We start from the raw sequence: 18,130 nt of genomic DNA, 5'->3' as shown, positions 1-18,130 counted from the left end.
TTTGGGGGCGATGCTACCCCAGCGACAGGCACGGCAATACGCTTCGAACAAAGGTCTTTTGTTTCGAAATAACAAGGGGTTAGCGTTATCAAGAAGATGTTCTAAACGCTGTAGGACCAGCGCATCTAACGCCCCCGAGGTGAGCCCTCGGGGGCGTCGGAATCAGGCCGGTTGGGCCTGGGAAGACAGCGGTTGCAGCGGCAGCAATGGCGCGTGCGGATCAGCCTTGACCGAAGCACGCCAGGCACCGAGCCACTCGGCGTGACCTTCAGTCCACACCTGCTGATGCAGGCGAGCCAAGGCTACCGGGTCGCTGAGCAATGCCAGGCGCTCGCCGTTGTTGAGGCCGGCGGGGCCGACTTTCAGCGCGTGGCGCACACGTTCCTGACGCAAGTGCTCGATGGGCTCCGCCTCACGGTGACGCGAGGTCGCCAGGGCACAGGCCAGTGCGTTTTGCTGCGGGTCGACCACGGAGCGCACAAACCCGTCATTGAGGGCGTGCCAACGGTTTTCGTGGGTGTATTGCTCGGTCGACAGCAAAGCTTGCGGCGGGTTGTATTCCTCTGGGATCAGGAACAGGCTCTCGTCGCGAGACTTGAGGCCCAGCTTGACCCGACTGGAGATCACCGACACCGGAATCGACAGCATCAGCGAGCCGACGATCGGAATCAGCCACCACAGGAAGCTTGGGTTCAACCACACCACCAACAGTGCCCACAGAAAGCCCAGCAGGGTCTGTGGACCGTGGCGCTTGACTGCCTCGCTCCATGGCGTGGAGTCGTCGTCACGCTGCGGCGAGTTCCAGGTCGCAGCCCAGCCCAGGAACGCGGCGAGCACGAAACGGGTGTGGAAGATCATGCGCACCGGCGCCAGCAGCATGGAGAACAGCATCTCCAGCAGCATCGACAAGGTCACCTTGAACTTGCCACCGAACTCTTTCGCGCCCTTGGCCCAGATCAGGATGATGCTGAGCAATTTAGGCAGGAACAACAGCACGATGGTGGTGGAGAACAGCGCCACCGCCTTGTCCGGGTGCCATTGTGGCCACAGCGGGTACAGCTGGCGTGGCGCCATGAAGTACTGCGGCTCCATCAAGGTGTTCACCGCCAGCAACGCCGTCGACAGCACCAGGAAGAAGAACCACAACGGCGCCGACAGGTAGGACATCACGCCGGTCAGGAACACCGCACGGTGCACCGGGTGCATGCCTTTGACCAGGAACAGGCGGAAGTTCATCAGGTTGCCGTGGCACCAGCGACGGTCACGCTTGAGTTCATCCAGCAGGTTCGGCGGCAGTTCTTCGTAGCTGCCCGGCAGGTCATAAGCAATCCACACGCCCCAGCCGGCACGGCGCATCAGCGCGGCTTCAACGAAGTCGTGGGAGAGGATCGCACCGGCAAACGCGCCTTTACCCGGCAACGGCGCCAGGGCGCAGTGCTCGATAAACGGCTTCATACGAATGATGGCGTTGTGACCCCAGTAGTGGGATTCACCCAACTGCCAGAAGTGCAGGCCAGCGGTAAACAGCGGGCCATAAACACGGGTGGCGAACTGCTGCATGCGCGCATACAGGGTGTCCATGCCCGACGCACGTGGCGCGGTCTGGATGATCCCGGCATCCGGCGTGGCTTCCATCAAGCGCACCAGGCTGGTGAGGCATTCACCACTCATCACGCTGTCGGCGTCGAGCACCACCATGTACTTGTATTCACCGCCCCAGCGACGGCAGAAGTCGTCGAGGTTGCCGCTCTTGCGCTTTACGCGACGGCGACGGCGGCGATAGAAGATCTTGCCGAAACCACCGGCTTCGCGGCACACATCAAGCCAGGCTTGCTGTTCAGCGATGCAGATATCGGCTTCGTTACTGTCGCTGAGCACGAAGAAATCGAAACGGTCCAGGTCGCCAGTGGCGGCTACCGATTCGAAAGTAGCGCGCAGGCCGGCAAATACCCGGGGCACGTCTTCGTTGCAGATCGGCATCACCAGCGCGGTGCGGGCATCCTTTGGAATCGGCTCGTCACCAGCACTTTTACCGGAGATCCGGTATTTATCGTGGCCGGTCAGCAGCTCCAGGAAGCCCATCAGCGCGGTCCAGAAACCGGCCGAGACCCAGCAGAACAGAATCCCGAACATGATCAGGATGCTGGTTTGCAAGGCGTAAGGCAGCACCTGGGTGGCCGTTTGCAGCAGGGTCTGGTTGCGGATTTCGTCGAAGTCGACCAGCGACCAGCCCTGGTACGGCATGATGCCTTTCATGTACCAGCCGGCCACAATGGTCTGGCCGAGCATCAGCACCAGCAGGATATAGCGACGGATCGAACCCACGGTACGCCAGCGTGCTGCCGGCAATACGCGCTCATCCTTCGGCGGGGCCGGAGGGTTGGTGCGACCGGTCATCCGGCGCCAACCACGCACCAGGATATTGGTACGCCATGGCTCCGGCACCACTTTGGTCCGACGGATCGGCGGCGTGGCCTTCAGGCAAACCCGGCCGTTGGCGTCAAGCGCCAGCATCTCGGCGTCTTGCAGCTCTTCGGCGGTATTGAGCGTCAACCGGCGGCCGACCGAGGCTTGGGCGGCCTCGGTGGGTGCGTCGAAAGTCTTTGACGACAAGCGTTCGTGCAGCTCGCTGAAGGAGGTGCAGCCCGCCAGTTCGGCGCGCTGCTCTGCGGTCATCGGGAGGTGCGCCAGGTACTCGGACAGGGTCTCTGGCGTGGCTTGAGAATTACTCATCGGCAGGCAACTGATAGCTCCAGGTTTCGGTCAGGACGTGTTCGGTCTTTTCCGGCTCCGGATTGGCGGGGGCAGCCTCTGGCTGCTTGGCGTCCTTGTCTTTCGCTTCCTTGGCGTCTTTCCTGGCCTGTTTTTCGTGTTGCTTGGCCAGCAGCTTGTCGGCCTTGAGCACCTGGGTCGAAACCTTCTCAGGCTCAGGCTTCACGATGTCCTCAACCAGCGCGGCACGCATTTCGGTGGGCTTGCCTGCGTCCTTGATCTTCATGCGCAGGGTCAGGCGCCAGCCTTTGGTGTGCTCGTTGTAGCGCACGCTGTTTTCAACGATTTCGGCGTTGTCGCCCACGCTCACCTGGCTACGTACTGGCGCATCCGGTGGCAGGTTCTTCAGGGACGGGCCTTCGAAGTCCACCAGGTAGGCCACACTGCCGTCAGGCTGGCGGATCAGGTTGGATTGCTTCACGTCACCGGTGGAGCGCAAGGTCTGCTTGACCCAGGCGCTGTCGGCCGGGTGCAGGTCTTTCTCGTCCATGGTCCAGTGCAGGCGGTAGCTGACGTCCAGCGGCTCGCCGACTTTCGGCAGCTCGGCCGGGCTCCAGAACGCAACGATGTTGTCGTTGGTTTCGTCGGCGGTCGGAATCTCTACCAGGTCGACAGAACCCTTGCCCCAGTCGCCTTCAGGTTCGATCCAGGCGCTTGGGCGCTTGTCGTAGTTGTCGTCCAGGTCTTCGTAGTGGCTGAAGTCGCGGCCACGTTGCAGCAGGCCGAAACCACGCGGGTTTTCAACGGCGAAGTTGCTGACCGACAGGTGTTTAGGGTTGTTCAGAGGGCGCCAGATCCACTCGCCATTGCCGGCATGGATCGACAGGCCGCTGGAATCGTGCAATTCACGACGGTAGTTGAGCACCTTGGACGGCTGGTTTGCGCCGAACAAGTACATGCTGGTCAGCGGGGCGATGCCCAGCTTGCTGACCTTGTCACGCAGGAACATCTGGGATTTGACGTCGACAATGGTGTCGGTGCCCGGGCGCAGGGTCAGGCGATAGGCGCCGGTTGCGCGTGGCGAGTCCAGCAGGGCGAAGATCACCAGCTGTTTCTCGCCCGGTTTTGGGCGCTCAATCCAGAACTCGGTGAAACGCGGGAATTCTTCACCGGACGGCAATGCAGTGTCGATCGCCATGCCACGGGCCGACAGGCCATAGGCCTGGCCTTTGCCGACGACGCGGAAGTAGCTGGCGCCGAGCATGGTCATGATTTCGTCTTGCTTGTCGGCCTTGTTGATCGGGTACAGCACACGGAAACCGGCATAACCCAGCTGTTCGGTGGCTTTAGGATCAAATTTCACGTCGCCGAAATCGAAACGATTTGGGTCGTACTTGATTTCCTGGACGCTGTCGGCGGTCACTTCGTTGATTTTCACCGGCGTGTCAAAGTGCATGCCCTGGTGATAGAAGGACAGCTTGAATGGCGTGTTCTGATCGGCCCACTCGGCTTTTTCGTTGCGGAAACGAATCTTCTGATAGTCCGCGAATTTCATTTCGCGAAATTCGTTCGGCAGATTGCTGCGCGGAGCTTCGTATTTCTGCCCGGCCAGCTCTTTTGCCTTGGCCGACACATCATCCAGACTGAATGCCCACAGTTGACCCGCCCCGAACAGGCAAAACAGGGCAGAGCCCGTTACCAGTGCGTTTCGTAACCGTTTGGCAGACAATTTTGGTGCATTACAGGGACTAACAATCACGAGCAACCCTCGCCGAAAACAGATCAAAAAACCAACGGCCAGCTATCTATATGCCAGGTTGGCGAGCATTGTTCCGACTCCTCTGGGTCAAAATGATTCCCCAAAGGCCGTCGGACAAGTCTCTACCTAAGTCAAAAATGGACCAATTTACGCTGATCCCCATAGCGCGCGATTATCTAGTAGCCCGCGAAACAACGCATCAGGGACAACGAAGTATTTGTAGCGAAACCCTGCGTTTTTAGGCATTAAAGTCGTTTTTAATACATTCATGTCTGTAAGAGGAAGGTCACAGGGCCATCATTGACCAAATGCACCTGCATATCAGCGCCAAAACGCCCCGATGCCACCTTGCCATGCAATTGTTGCGCTTGTAACAACAAGTGTTCAAAAAGCGCGGCTCCCAGGGCCGGTGGGGCCGCTGTGGAGAAGCTGGGCCGCAACCCGCTTTTGGTGTCCGCCGCCAGAGTGAACTGCGATACCAGCAGCAAACCACCGCCAATGTCCTTCAAGGACAGGTTCATCTTGCCCTCATCGTCGCTGAACACCCGATAGTTAAGCAGCTTGTGCAACAGTTTGTCGGCACTCTCGGGCGTATCTGAAGGTTCCACGGCGACCAGCACCAGTAATCCCTGGTCTATCGAGCCTACGACTTCACCCGCCACCTCGACCCGGGCGCCACGCACCCGTTGCAACAGGCCCTTCATGCTTCTTCTGGCGGCAGATCAAGCAGGCGCCGTGCCATCTCGCCGGTCGCACGCACCAACGCATCGGTGATGCCCGGCTCGGATGCCGCATGGCCAGCCTCGCGAATCACCTGCAGCTCACTGTTGGGCCAGGCCTGATGCAGCTCCCAGGCGTTGTCCAGCGGGCAGATCATATCGTAGCGGCCATGGATGATGACCCCAGGCAGATGGGCGATCTTGTGCATATCGCGAATCAGCTGGTTGGGCTCCAGGAAAGAGTTATTGGTGAAGTAGTGGCACTCGATACGCGCAATCGACAGGGCGCGCTGCGGCTCGGAAAAACGCTCGACGTGCTGCGGGCTCGGGCACAGGCCGAGCATGCGCCCTTCCCAACCGGACCAGGCTTTGGCTGCGTGCATCTGGGCGATCTGGTCGTTGCCGGTGAGGCGCTTGTGGTAGGCGGCAACCATGTCGTGGCGCTCGTCCGCCGGGATCGGGGCAAGGTAGTCCTGCCAGTAATCCGGGAACATGCGGCTCGCGCCTTCCTGGTAGAACCAGTGAATATCCTGCGGGCGGGCCAGGAAGATGCCGCGCAGGATCAAACCATGCACACGCTCAGGGTGGCTTTGCGCATAGGCCAGCGACAGGGTCGAGCCCCAGGAACCACCAAACAGCACCCATTTGTCGATGCCCAGGTGTTCGCGGATGCGCTCGAGGTCGGCGACCAGATCCCAGGTGGTGTTGTTTTCAAGACTCGCGCGCGGCGTGGAACGCCCGCAGCCACGCTGGTCGAAGGTAACGATGCGGTACAGGTTCGGGTCGAAATAGCAGCGGCTCTGGGCATCGCAACCGGAGCCGGGGCCGCCATGGATGAAGACGACAGGCAAACCTTCGGGGGAGCCACTTTCATCGACGTACAGCGTGTGGGTGTCATCGACTGCCAGATCGTGCCGGGCGTAGGGTTTGATCTGCGGGTACCAAGTCTGCATTGCGCGCTCCATAGGGTGTCGGGTTCATCCCTGAGGGGACGTCTATTATTCTTGCCGTCTGGCATCATAAACCCGAATTGTGCAATGAGCATGTCCTTGAATACTTAGACCTGTGTCAGCCCTTCGCTCCTGAGGTAATGCAGCAGATAGTTATAAAGCTGATCCACCTCCGGGGCTTGGCCGCGTGCGCGCAAGCAACCGTGAACCAGACCTTTGCCGGGATACAGCACGGCGGGCACACCGGCCTGTTGCAGCCGTTCGGCATAGAGCATGCCGTCATCGCGCAACGGGTCGAACTGGGCCACGGCGATCAACGCCTTGGGCAAGCCGCCGAAATACTCGGCCAACAAAGGCATGGCATAGGCCGATGGCGTGCCCGCAGCATGCAGGTACATTGCCAGGTAGCAGTCGGTGTCGGCAGTACTGAGCAGCGGTGCGTCCATGCAGTCACGCCGCGAGGGCAAATCGGCAGGCCCGCCCAGGCCGGGGTAAATCAGCACCTGGGCCACGGGCAGCGGCTGGCCGTCGTCGCGCAGCCCCAGGCACAGCGCCGCCGCCAGATTGCCGCCCGCGCTGTCGCCCATCACCACCAGGCGTTGCAGGTTGATGGCGTGCGGCCCCTGCGCGGCCTGGATTGCCTGCCATACGGCGCGACAGTCTTGGTAGGCTGCCGGGAACGGGTACTCCGGCGCCAGACGGTAGTCGATGGCGATCACCAGGACCTGCAACGCGCTCGCCAGTTCGAAACAGATAAAGTCGTGGGAGTCCAACCCGCCGACCACCCAGCCGCCACCGTGCATATAAAGGAGACAGGGCCAGCCCTCCGTCGGCGCTGGCGCCGTGGGTAGGTAACTGCGCACGCCTACACCGCCCAGGGAAAAGTCCGACAGTTGCAGCCCTTCAGGCTTCGGTGGCGTGAAGGCCTGGCACATACGGTCGTAGTTATGGCGCAAGCCCGCCAGCGAAGAGTCGTCACTGGTGAAGGATTCGGTTTTGGCGATGAAGGCGGCAAGCTGCGCTGAAATCGGATACATGCTCAATATCCCTGAGAATGGAGATCTAAACGTGGGAGCTGGCTTGCCTGCGATAGCAGTGTGTCAGTCACCTCTTCATTCACTGATACACCGCTATCGCAGGCCAGTCGAATCGTCGCACCGCAGCTCCCGCATTTTTTGCCCGGCGGTGTTTTCAGGGTTTGAGGCTGGCCTGCACTGCCGCCACGCCATCGCTGCCATCAAACGCCTTGACCCCGGCCAACCAGCGCTGCAAATCCTCTGGGTGGTCACGCAACCATTGCCTGGCCACCTCCTGCGGCGACTGGCGCTCCATGATCGGCACCATCAACTGGCTTTCCTGGGCGGCGGTGAAGGTCAGGTTTGCCAGCAGGCGGTTGGCGTTAGGGCAGCGTTCGCCAAAGTCCGGCGCGGTGACGGTGGAAACCGTGGCGCGACCTTCGTTCGGGCCGAACACATCTTCACTGCCGGTGAGGTAGGCCATTTTCATATTGATGTTCATCGGGTGCGGGGTCCAGCCGACGAACACCACGAACTCCTTGCGGTTCACCGCTCGCTGCACCGCTGCGAGCATGCCCGCTTCACCGGAAGCTACCAGTTTGAAGCCGCCCAGGCCGAAATGGTTGGTGTCGATCATCTTTTGGATATCGGTATTGGCGCCACTGCCCGGCTCGATGCCGTAGATCTTGCCGCCCAACTTGTCCTTGAAGCGGGCGATGTCGGCAAACGTCTTCAGCCCGGCATCCGCCACGTATTGCGGCACGGCCAGGGTGGCTTGGGCGTCGGCGAGGCTGGGCGTGTCGAACACCTTGACCTGCTTGGCGGCCAGGAACGGCGAGATGTTGTTATCCATCGCCGGTTTCCAGTAGCCGAGGAAGATATCCAGGCGTTTGTCGCGGATGCCGGCAAAAATGATCTGCTGCACCGCGCTGGTCTGCTTGCTGTCGTAGCCCAGGCCATTGAGCAGCACGTCGGCCATGCCTGAGGTAGCGATGACGTCGGTCCAGCTGACCACGCCCATGCGGATGGTTTTACAGGATGCAGGTTCTGCGGCCATGGCGTTGGCGCTGATCAAAGCCGCGCCGGTGAGGATCAACAACAGTCTTTTCATGGATGAGGTCTCACTGGGCAGCTTTTATTGTGGGAAGTGGCGTCTGGTGCGCCGTACCCACAACCTTACCCAGCGGAACCTGTGCTGACACGAACTGTGGCGACCGGCAGTTGCACTGGGGCGACCCGGAAGGCCCCATCGCAGGCAAGCCAGCTCCCACATTTTGATCTGTGAATACATCCAAATGTGGGAGCTGGCTTGCCTGCGATAGCGATATCAGCCGTAGCGCTTCTGCCCCCAGGCTAACAACCCTTCCAGCAACTGCTTCAACACAACCTGGGTCGGCGCAGCCAAATCAGGGCGATACCGGAACGGCTCAACCTCTTCCATATACGTGCTCTGGCACAGTTCCAACTGCACCGCATGAATATCCTGCGCCGGGTCGCCATAGTGGCGAGTGATATGCCCGCCCTTGAAGCGCCCGTTCAGCACATGGGTGAACTGCGGATGCTGAGCGCAGATGCCTTCCAGCTGGCTGGCCAGCTCGGGGTCACACGCCGCGCCGTTGAAGGTGCCGAGGTTGAAGTCCGGCAGCTTGCCGTCGAACAGGTGCGGGATTACCGAGCGGATCGAGTGCGCATCAAACAGCAAGGCGTAGCCGAACTCGGCCTTGAGGCGCGCCAGCTCTTCTTGCAGGGTGCGGTGGTACGGGCCCCAGATTTTTTGCAGGTAGGTTACGCGTTCTTCTTCGGACGGCACCTGCCCTTCACGGAACAACGGCACGCCATCGAACAGGGTCGCCGGGTACAGCCCGGTGGTGGCGCCGGCGTAGAGCGGTTTGTCGTCGGACGGCCGGTTCAGGTCAATCACAAACCGCGAGTACTCGGCCGACAAGGTGCTGGCGCCCAATGCCTCGGCAAAGTCATACAGCGTGGGGATGTGCCAGTCGGTGTCCGGCAGGCTTTGCGCCTCGGGGATCAGCCCGGCTTCGACCGCAGGCGTCAGGCGCAACCCCGCGTGGGGCATGCTGATCAGCAGCGGCACACGGCCTTGTTTGAAACTCAGAACCTTATCCACAACAACACTCCTCAGACGGTGACGTCGACGCCATGGCGCACGACGCGTTTATCCAGCTCGCCGCCCAGCCAGTAAGCCAGGTCGGCGGGGCGATCAATCTGCCAGGCGACGAAATCCGCGACCTTGCCCACTTCCAGCGAACCGTGGGTGTCACCCATGCCCAGCGCGGTGGCCGCATGTTGCGTGGCGCCGGCCAAGGCTTCTTCCGGGGTCATGCGGAACAGGGTGCAGGCCATGTTCAGCATCAGGCGTACCGACAGCGCCGGCGAGGTGCCGGGGTTGAGGTCACTGGCGATGGCGATTTTCACGCCGTGCTTGCGCAGCGCATCCATCGGCGGCAACTGGGTTTCACGCAGGAAGTAGAACGCGCCCGGCAGCAACACCGCGACAGTGCCGGACGCGGCCATGGCGATGGCGTCTTCTTCGGTCATGAACTCCAGGTGGTCCGCCGACAGTGCGTGGTAACGCGCCGCCAGGCTGGAGCCGTGCAAAGAGGACAACTGCTCGGCGTGCAGTTTCACCGGCAAGCCCAACTGCTGGGCGACCTTGAATACACGCTCCACTTGTTCGGTGGAAAACGCCAGGTACTCACAGAAGGCGTCTACCGCATCCACCAGCCCTTCGGCCGCGAGCGCCGGGAGCATCTCGGTGCAGATGTGGTCGATGTAGTCGTCAGCGCGATCCTTGTACTCCGGCGGCAGCGCGTGAGCCGCCAGGCACGTGGCGCGCACGCTCACCGGCAGCATCTGGCCAAGGCGCCGCGCAACCCGCAGCATCTTGCGCTCGTTGGCCAGGTCAAGGCCGTAGCCGGACTTGATCTCCACCGTGGTCACGCCGTCACGCAGCAAACTGCGCAGGCGCTTTTCAGCGCTGGCAAACAATTCATCTTCCGTGGCGGCACGGGTGGCGCGCACGGTGCTGGCAATACCGCCACCCTTGGCGGCGATTTCGGCGTAGCTCACGCCTTCAAGGCGCTGCTCGAATTCACCGCTGCGATTGCCGCCGAACACCGTGTGGGTGTGGCAGTCGATCAGCCCGGGGGTGACCCATGCGCCTTGCAGGTCATGCACCTGGGCGTAATCCGCCACTGGCGCCTGGCTGCGGGGGCCGATCCACTCGATCAGCGAACCCGCGGTGACCATGGCGGCATCCTCGATGATTGAGTATTTGCCCTGGGCCATAGTTGCGACGTGGCAGTGTTGCCAAAGCGTTTTCATCAACGCCTCCCTAAGTTATCGATGAGACAAAGCCGGGTCGTAATGGACCTTGGCCCCCTGCCCGGCAGCGGGCTTGACCCACAGCAGGTAGGCGAGGACCAGCAACACGATCCAGACGGCGCCGACCAGCAAAGCGGCCTGGGTGTCCGGGAAGTAACCCAGCACGCCAAACACGAACAGCATGAACACAATGGCGGCCGCTGGCGCGTAGGGCCAGAACGGTACCGGGAACTTCAGCTCAGCGACCTGCGCCTTGGTCATCGAACGACGCATCGCGACCTGAGTGAACAAAATCATCAACCACACCCACACGGTGGCGAAAGTGGCAATCGAGGCGATCAACAGGAACACGTTTTCCGGGATCAGGTAGTTGAGCACCACGCCGCCGAGCAACGACGCGCCCATTACCAGTACGGTCATCCACGGCACGCCTTGCTTGGACAGCTGCGCAAAACCCTTGGGCGCCTGCCCTTGCTGGGCCAGGCCATACATCATGCGGCCGGCGCCAAAAATGTCGCTGTTGATGGCCGAGACGGCGGCCGAGATCACCACGATATTGAGGATGGTCGCTGCCGAGCCGATGCCAAGGTTGCTGAAGATCTGCACGAACGGACTGCCCTGGCTGCCAATCTGTGGCCACGGGTAGATGGCCATCAGCACAAACAGGGTCAGCACGTAGAACAGCAGGATGCGCAGCGGCACCGCATTGATCGCCTTGGGGATCACGCGCTGCGGGTCTTTGGCTTCACCGGCGGTGATGCCGATGATTTCGATGCCGCCAAACGCAAACATCACCACCGCGAACGAGGCGATCAGGCCGCCAATGCCGTTAGGCATGAAGCCGCCGTGGGCCCACAGGTTGCTCAAGCCGCTGGCCTGGGTTTCGCCAGCAGAATGAATGCCAAACAGCATGATGCCAAAGCCGCCGAGGATCATCGCCACAATCGCGCCGACCTTGAGCAGCGACAGCCAGAACTCCATTTCGCCAAACACTTTGACGTTGCACAGGTTCAGGCCGCCGATCAAAAACACGATGCCGAGCACCCAGACCCAACGTGCGACCTCGGGAAACCAGAAGCCCATGTAGATGCCAAAGGCGGTGACGTCGGCGAGGCAGACGATGATCATTTCAAATGCGTAGGTCCAGCCGAGCACAAACCCGGCCATAGGCCCCAGGTAGGTGCTGGCGTACTGGCCGAAGGAGCCTGACACCGGGTTGTGCACGGCCATTTCACCGAGAGCACGCATCACCATGAACACGGCGGCGCCGCCGATCAGGTAGGCCAGCAGCACGGCAGGGCCGGCCATTTGGATGGCAGAGGCGGAACCATAGAACAACCCGGTGCCGATCGCGGAACCGAGTGCCATGAAGCGAATATGTCGGGCGCTCAGCCCGCGTTTCAAACCCTTTTCTTGCTGGTGCATTTCTCGCCCCTATTATTTTTATGAGGAGAAGATCGTTCCCACGCTCCGCGTGGGAACACATCCTGTGACGCTCCGCGTCACGACTCTTAAAGCGGACGCGGAGCGTCCAGGGCAACATTCCCACGCAGAGCGTGGGAACGATCGTATGTCAGTCACACATGTTTCAACTGACAGATAGCTATCGCAGGCAAGCCAGCTCCCACACTGGGTTGCGTTGCGGTTACAAGCTCGGCAGGAGCTTGGCCGGCACCAGCTCATTCAGGCAGCGGCTGGCGAGCAGTTCGCTGGCGGCATTGATGTCCGGGGCAAAGAAGCGGTCCTTCTCATAAAACGCCACTTTGTCGCGCAGGATCCCGCGGGCTTTTTCCAGCTTGGTCGAAGTCTTCAAGCCATCGCGCAGGTCCAGGCCCTGGCATGCCGCCAGCCACTCAACCGCGAGTACACCACGGGTATTTTCAGCCATTTCCCACAAACGCTTGCCCGCAGCCGGGGCCATGGACACGTGGTCTTCCTGGTTGGCCGACGTCGGCAGGCTGTCCACGCTATGGGGATGCGCCAGCGCCTTGTTCTCACTGGCGAGCGCCGCAGCGGTGACCTGGGCGATCATGAAACCGGAGTTCACCCCGCCATTGCCGACCAAAAACGGCGGCAGTTGCGACATGTGCTTGTCCATCATCAACGAGATACGACGCTCGCTCAGCGAGCCGATTTCGGCGATGGCCAGCGCCATGTTGTCGGCAGCCATGGCCACCGGCTCGGCGTGGAAGTTACCGCCGGAAATCACGTCGCCCTCGGCAGCAAATACCAGCGGGTTATCCGACACGGCGTTGGCCTCTACCACCAGCACTTCGGCAGCCTGGCGGAACTGGGTCAGGCAGGCGCCCATGACTTGCGGCTGGCAACGCAGGGAATACGGGTCTTGCACCTTGTCGCAGTTCTGGTGCGACTGGGACACCTGGCTGCTCTCGCCGAGCAGGTCGCGATAAGCCGCGGCCGCGTCGATCTGACCACGCTGGCCACGGGCGGCATGGATACGTGCATCAAACGGCGAGCGCGAGCCCAATACCGCTTCCACGGTGAGGGCACCGCACGCCAGCGCACCGGCGAACAGGTCTTCGCCTTCGAACAGGCCGCGCAAGGCATAAGCGGTGGATACCTGGGTGCCGTTCAGCAGCGCCAGGCCTTCTTTGGCCGCCAGCGTCAGCGGCGTCAGGCCGGCAACTTTCAGCGCTTCGGTGGCTTCCAGCCATTCGCCCTTGTAGCGCGCCTTGCCTTCGCCCAGCAGCACCAGCGACATATGCGCCAATGGCGCCAAGTCGCCGGAAGCACCGACCGAACCTTTGAGCGGAATGTGCGGGTACACCTCGGCGTTGATCAGTGCGATCAGCGCGTCGATCACCTGGCGACGAATGCCGGAGAACCCACGGCTCAGGCTGTTGACCTTAAGCACCATGACCAGCCGCACCAGCGCATCGCTGATCGGCTCACCGACGCCGGCGGCGTGGGACAGCACCAGGGAACGCTGGAGGTTTTCCAGGTCTTCACTGGCAATGCGGGTCGAGGCCAGCAGGCCAAAACCGGTGTTGATGCCGTAGGCGGTGCGGTTCTCGGCGAGAATCTGCTCCACGCAGGCCACACTGGCTTCGATCTGCGCCGTGGCGCTGTCATCCAGAGTGAGGGTTACCGGCTGCTGGTAGATGGCTCGCAGTTGGGCAAGGCTCAGTTGGCCTGGAATCAAATTTAGCGCAGTCACATTCATGCTCCTTTGAATTGTTCTTTTGAATAAGTGTTTAGTGCAAATGGGGAATTGCTGAGCGCAGCAAAGCGGTGTCTTTGAGCAGCGCGGCGGTGGCGGCAATATCTGGCGCCAACCAACGGTCTTGTTCGTAAGGTGCGACCTTTTCGCGTAGCAGACGCCAGGCGCTGTCAGTACCCGCGCCGAAACGCTGGTCCTTCAAAAACTCGAACGCCTGGGCTGCCAGCAGGTACTCGATGGCGAGAATCTGCGTGACGTTGGCCAACAGCTGATGCAGCTTGAGCGCGGCATTGGTGCCCATGCTCAGGTGGTCTTCCTGCAGGCCCGAGGTAACGAAATTGTCGAGCACCGCCGGTTGCGCCAGCTGACGGTTTTGCCCGCACAGCGAGGCGGCGACGTACTGCACGATCATCATCCCGGAGTTGACCCCAGGGTTGCTGACCAGGAACGCCGGCAAACCACTGACGTGCGGGTTGATCAGGCGGTCCAGGCGACGCTCGGCCACCGAGCCGATTTCGGCCATGGCGATGGCGAGCATGTCGGCCGCCAGCGCCACAGACTGCCCATGCGGGTTGGCCTGGGACACCACGCGGTAGTTGTCCGGCGTGCCGAGCACCAGCGGGTTGTCGGTGGCGCTGTTGAGTTCGGTCTCGATCTGGCGTGTGGCGTGTTCCACCTGATCACGCGCCGCACCGTGAATCTGCGGGATCGAGCGGATGCTCAGCGCGTCCTGGGTGCGGATGCCTTTGCTGCTGGCGATCACTTCACTGCCGTCAAGCAAGGCACGCAGGTTGATGCCGACTTGCTGCATGCCTGGGTGTGGCTTGAGGGCGATGATGGCTTCGTCAAAGGCGTCGATCTGACCACGCTGGGCTTCGAAACTCATGGCGCCGATCACGTCGGCCCATTGCAGCAGGTGATGCGCGTCGGCCAGGGCCAGGCAGCTCAGGCCGGTCATGCACGGCGTACCATTGACCAGGCACAGGCCGTCTTTGGCGCCGAGCACCACAGGTTGTAAACCTTCGGCTTTTAAGGCGGCTTGCGCCGTCACGATCTGGCCGCGATAGCTCACATCGCCAACCCCGAGCAAGGCCACGCCAATGTGGGCCATGTGAGTCAGGTAGCCCACCGAGCCCTGGGACGGCACTTGCGGCGTGATGCCATGGTTGAGCAGCGCCAGCAACGAATGCACCACCTGCGGGTGCAGGCCGGATTTGCCGTGGCTGTAGTTGATGATGGCTGCGCAGATGATCGCGCGGGTCTGTTCGTCGCTCAGCAGCGGGCCGACGCCACAGGCGTGGCTCAGCAGTGTGTTGCGCGACAACTGGCTGAGTTGTTCACCCTTGAGCGACACATTGCACAGCGCGCCCAGGCCGGTATTCACACCATAGGCGCGTTCGCCGCTGGTGACGATGCGTTGCACGATAGCCTGGGCATTGTCGATACGCGCCCAGGCGTGGCCCGAGAGTTCGAGCACGGCGCCGTGGCGGGCGACGGCGACCACGTCCTGCCAACGCAGGGGAGCGTCGGCGATGATGATTTTTGTTGCCTGGGACATCTTCATACCTTCTTCAATGCTTGTGCAGCTTCACTGACCCTATCGCAGGCAAGCCAGCTCCCACATTTGAAATGCATTCCCCTGTGGGAGCTGGCTTGCCTGCGATGGCGCCAGCCGGTTCGCCACAAGATCCGGATCAGACCACCGCCGCCCGGCGCTGAACAAACCGGTCCACATACTCATCCGCCGGCGAATGCAGAATCTCGCGCGGCGTGCCGACCTGGATCAGCTTGCCGTCCTTGAGAATCGCAATGCGGTTGCCAATGCGCACCGCCTCGTCGAGGTCGTGGGTGATGAACACGATGGTCTTGTGCAGGGTCTTTTGCAGCTCCAGCAACTGGTCCTGCATCTCGGCGCGGATCAGCGGGTCGAGGGCGCTGAAGGCTTCGTCCATCAGGATGATGTCGGTATCGGCTGCCAAGGCGCGGGCCAGGCCTACACGTTGGCGCATGCCACCGGAAAGCTGGTGCGGGTATTTGTTTTCGTAGCCTTTGAGGCCCACGGTTTCGATCCAGTGCAACGCACGTTCGGCGCACACCTGCTTGGTTTCGCCGCGCACCTTGAGGCCGTAGGCGACGTTGTCGAGCACGCTCTTGTGGGGCAGCAGGCCGAAGCTCTGGAACACCATGCTGATCTTGTGGCGACGGAATTGGCGCAGGGCTTCCATGTCCAGTTGCAGGATGTCTTCGCCGTCCACCAGGATCGCGCCGCTGGTTGGATCGATCAGGCGGTTGAAGTGACGCACCAACGTGGACTTGCCCGAACCCGAAAGACCCATGATCACAAAGATCTCGCCCGTGCCGATGCTCAGTGACAGGTCGTTCACGCCGACCACGCAACCGGTCTCGGCCAGCACCTGGTCCTTGGTCTTGCCCTGACCAACCAGCGCCAGGGCTTCCTTGGAGCGGTTGCCAAAAATCTTGAAGACGTTTTTAACTTCAATTTTGCTGACAGTAGTCATTTGCTCGCCTCATGCCGTGGACGACCATAGGCCTGGGTAATGCGGTCGATGACCACTGCAAGAATCACAATCGCCAGCCCGGCTTCGAGGCCACGGCCGACGTTGAGGGTCTGGATGCCGACGAGCACGTCTTCACCCAGGCCACGGGCGCCGATCATCGAGGCGATCACCACCATCGACAACGCCATCATGGTGGTCTGGTTGATACCGGCCATGATGCTCGGCAGCGCCAACGGCAGTTGTACGCCAAACAGTTGCTGCCAGCGGTTGGCACCGAAGGCATTGATGGCTTCCATGACTTCGCCGTCGACCTGGCGAATGCCCAAGTCGGTGAGGCGAATCAACGGTGGCGCGGCGTAGATCACCGTGGCGAAAATCGCCGGCACCTTGCCCAGGCCAAACAGCATCAGCACCGGGATCAGGTACACAAAGCTGGGCATGGTTTGCATGATGTCGAGCAGCGGCATCAATACCGACCGCAGGCGATTGCTGCGTGCAGACAAAATGCCCAACGGAATGCCGATCAGCACCGAGATCACCGTGGCGACCATCATCAGTGCCAGGGTTTGCATGAGCTTGTCCCACAGGCCAACCGCACCCACCAGGAACAGCAGACCGACGATCACCGCCGTGGTCACCACCTTGCGGGTGGCATGCCAGGCGATGCCGCCGACAATGGCGAGCATCAGCCACCAGGGCGCTGCACGCAGCAAGCCTTCCAGGTTGACGATGGCCCATAACAGCGTGTCGGAGATGTGCCGGAACACATCGCCGTAGTTGGTGACCAGTGAGTCCACCCAACCGTTGACCCAGTCGGCGATGGAAAACGTAAAACTCTCAGGAAACATAGCGTGCTCTCGATCCAGTGGGTTGTGGCCGGGTGCCCGGCTGGCCCTTGAGGGTAGCCGGACACGCTTGACCTACAAGGCCGCGTCGATTTTCTTGGCTGCGTCGTCGCTCACCCATGCGTGCCAGACTTCAGGATGTTCCTTGAGGAAAATTTTCGCCAGTTTTGGCGACTCAATCCGCTCTTTGGCCATGCGACCGAGGTTCTGGTTAAGCAGGTCGATGGGCAGGTTGACCTTCTCCAGCACCGCCACGAGTTCAGGCGCTTGCTCGTGGAAGGTTTTGGACAGGCCGACCTTGATGCTCACGCTTTTATCCACACCGGGCTTTTCCTGCAGCTTGACCAGATCGACCTGGCCCATCAGCGGGGTTGGCGACCAGTAGTAGAACAGGATCGGCTCGCCACGCTTGTAGCTCGACAGCACGGCGGCATCCAGCGCCGGGCCGGTGCCAGGGCGGAAGTTGGTGTAGGTGCTTTCCAGGCCATAGCTTTTCAGCATTTCGCTGTTATCCAGCTCACAGGTCCAGCCGGCCGGGCAGTTGTAGAAGCGGCCCTTGGAGGGCTCTTCCTGGTCCTTGAATACCGAGGCGTATTTGGCCAGGTCGGCGATATTTTTCAGGTCTGGTGCCTTGGGTTCCAGCTTGCGCTTGGCGTCGCCTTCGATCACATAACGCGGCACATACCAGCCTTCCACGGCGCCGACCACCGGCGCACCAACACCGACAACTTTGCCGGCCTTCTCGGCCTTGTTCCAGACCTCGCTGCGGCCTACCCACTCTTCGGCGAAAACCTGGATGTCGTTGCTGCTCAGGGCGTTTTCCATGGTGATGGAGTTACCCGGCAAGCTATCGGTTTTGCAGCCGTAGCCTTTCTCCAGCACGGTTTGCAGGATGTCGGTGAGCAACATGCCGCTTTCCCAGTTCAGCCCGGCGAATTTCACCGGTTTGCCGGACTCGCACCAACCCGCCGCCTGGGCGCCGGCAGAGGCCAGCAAGCCTGCAGATAACACGGTGGCCAGCAAGGTTTTATTCATCTTCATTGTTGTGACGCTCCCAATCTTGAAATGGATTACGGCAGTCAGT

13 protein-coding genes and 1 pseudogene are annotated in these 18,130 nt (G+C 61.2%); all 14 read right to left on the bottom strand.

The window, feature by feature from the left end; all coding sequences use genetic code 11:
• Window positions 1-88: 88 nt before the first annotated feature.
• Window positions 89-2,733, bottom strand: a pseudogene (gene mdoH / locus HBO23_RS18190) (glucans biosynthesis glucosyltransferase MdoH).
• The gene (locus tag HBO23_RS18185; RefSeq protein WP_026013804.1) at window positions 2,726-4,471 is read right to left on the bottom strand and encodes a glucan biosynthesis protein G; all 1,746 of its coding nucleotides are present in this window, start codon (window positions 4,469-4,471) and stop codon (window positions 2,726-2,728) included. The pseudogene mdoH and the gene HBO23_RS18185 overlap by 8 nt, the downstream one beginning before the upstream one ends.
• Window positions 4,472-4,737: 266 nt before the next feature.
• Window positions 4,738-5,175 (bottom strand): D-aminoacyl-tRNA deacylase, encoded by a 438-nt coding sequence (dtd, locus tag HBO23_RS18180; RefSeq protein ID WP_017138603.1) that lies wholly within the window; start codon window positions 5,173-5,175, stop codon window positions 4,738-4,740.
• The gene (gene pip, locus HBO23_RS18175) at window positions 5,172-6,143 is read right to left on the bottom strand and encodes a prolyl aminopeptidase (RefSeq protein WP_017138604.1); all 972 of its coding nucleotides are present in this window, start codon (window positions 6,141-6,143) and stop codon (window positions 5,172-5,174) included. Before pip ends, dtd begins: the two co-directional genes overlap by 4 nt.
• A 104-nt stretch (window positions 6,144-6,247) precedes the next feature.
• Window positions 6,248-7,177, bottom strand: a complete 930-nt coding sequence (locus tag HBO23_RS18170) for an alpha/beta hydrolase (protein WP_170039047.1) — start codon at window positions 7,175-7,177, stop codon at window positions 6,248-6,250.
• Window positions 7,178-7,331: 154 nt separating this feature from the next.
• Window positions 7,332-8,267 carry a choline ABC transporter substrate-binding protein gene (locus HBO23_RS18165; RefSeq protein WP_170039045.1) on the bottom strand — a complete coding sequence of 312 codons (936 nt, stop codon included), beginning with the start codon at window positions 8,265-8,267 and terminating at the stop codon, window positions 7,332-7,334.
• A 216-nt stretch (window positions 8,268-8,483) separates the two neighbouring features.
• Window positions 8,484-9,284 (bottom strand): N-formylglutamate deformylase, encoded by an 801-nt coding sequence (gene hutG / locus HBO23_RS18160; RefSeq protein WP_017138607.1) that lies wholly within the window; start codon window positions 9,282-9,284, stop codon window positions 8,484-8,486.
• 11 nt (window positions 9,285-9,295) lie between these two features.
• Window positions 9,296-10,501: an imidazolonepropionase gene (gene hutI, locus HBO23_RS18155; RefSeq protein ID WP_170039043.1), complete on the bottom strand. Its 1,206-nt coding sequence runs from the start codon at window positions 10,499-10,501 to the stop codon at window positions 9,296-9,298.
• A gap of 15 nt (window positions 10,502-10,516) precedes the next feature.
• Entirely contained in the window at window positions 10,517-11,926 is a 1,410-nt protein-coding gene (locus tag HBO23_RS18150; RefSeq protein ID WP_169986613.1) for an amino acid permease, read from the bottom strand.
• Between the two features lie 220 nt (window positions 11,927-12,146).
• Window positions 12,147-13,685 carry a histidine ammonia-lyase gene (hutH, locus tag HBO23_RS18145; RefSeq protein ID WP_099549489.1) on the bottom strand — a complete coding sequence of 513 codons (1,539 nt, stop codon included), beginning with the start codon at window positions 13,683-13,685 and terminating at the stop codon, window positions 12,147-12,149.
• A gap of 31 nt (window positions 13,686-13,716) precedes the next feature.
• Window positions 13,717-15,240: a histidine ammonia-lyase gene (gene hutH / locus HBO23_RS18140; RefSeq protein WP_170039042.1), complete on the bottom strand. Its 1,524-nt coding sequence runs from the start codon at window positions 15,238-15,240 to the stop codon at window positions 13,717-13,719.
• A 136-nt stretch (window positions 15,241-15,376) separates the two neighbouring features.
• Window positions 15,377-16,201: a glycine betaine/L-proline ABC transporter ATP-binding protein gene (locus tag HBO23_RS18135; protein ID WP_046034013.1), complete on the bottom strand. Its 825-nt coding sequence runs from the start codon at window positions 16,199-16,201 to the stop codon at window positions 15,377-15,379.
• Window positions 16,198-17,049 (bottom strand): proline/glycine betaine ABC transporter permease, encoded by an 852-nt coding sequence (locus HBO23_RS18130; RefSeq protein ID WP_017138613.1) that lies wholly within the window; start codon window positions 17,047-17,049, stop codon window positions 16,198-16,200. Before HBO23_RS18130 ends, HBO23_RS18135 begins: the two co-directional genes overlap by 4 nt.
• 72 nt (window positions 17,050-17,121) lie before the next feature.
• Window positions 17,122-18,087: an ABC transporter substrate-binding protein gene (locus HBO23_RS18125; RefSeq protein WP_017138614.1), complete on the bottom strand. Its 966-nt coding sequence runs from the start codon at window positions 18,085-18,087 to the stop codon at window positions 17,122-17,124.
• Window positions 18,088-18,130 lie beyond the last annotated feature (43 nt).

Origin of the sequence: Pseudomonas sp. WS 5532 (assembly GCF_012985445.1) — a bacterium.
Lineage (GTDB): Bacteria > Pseudomonadota > Gammaproteobacteria > Pseudomonadales > Pseudomonadaceae > Aquipseudomonas > Aquipseudomonas edaphica.
Note: the sequence above shows the minus strand (reverse complement) of the source record. Positions and strands in the feature narration are given on the sequence as shown.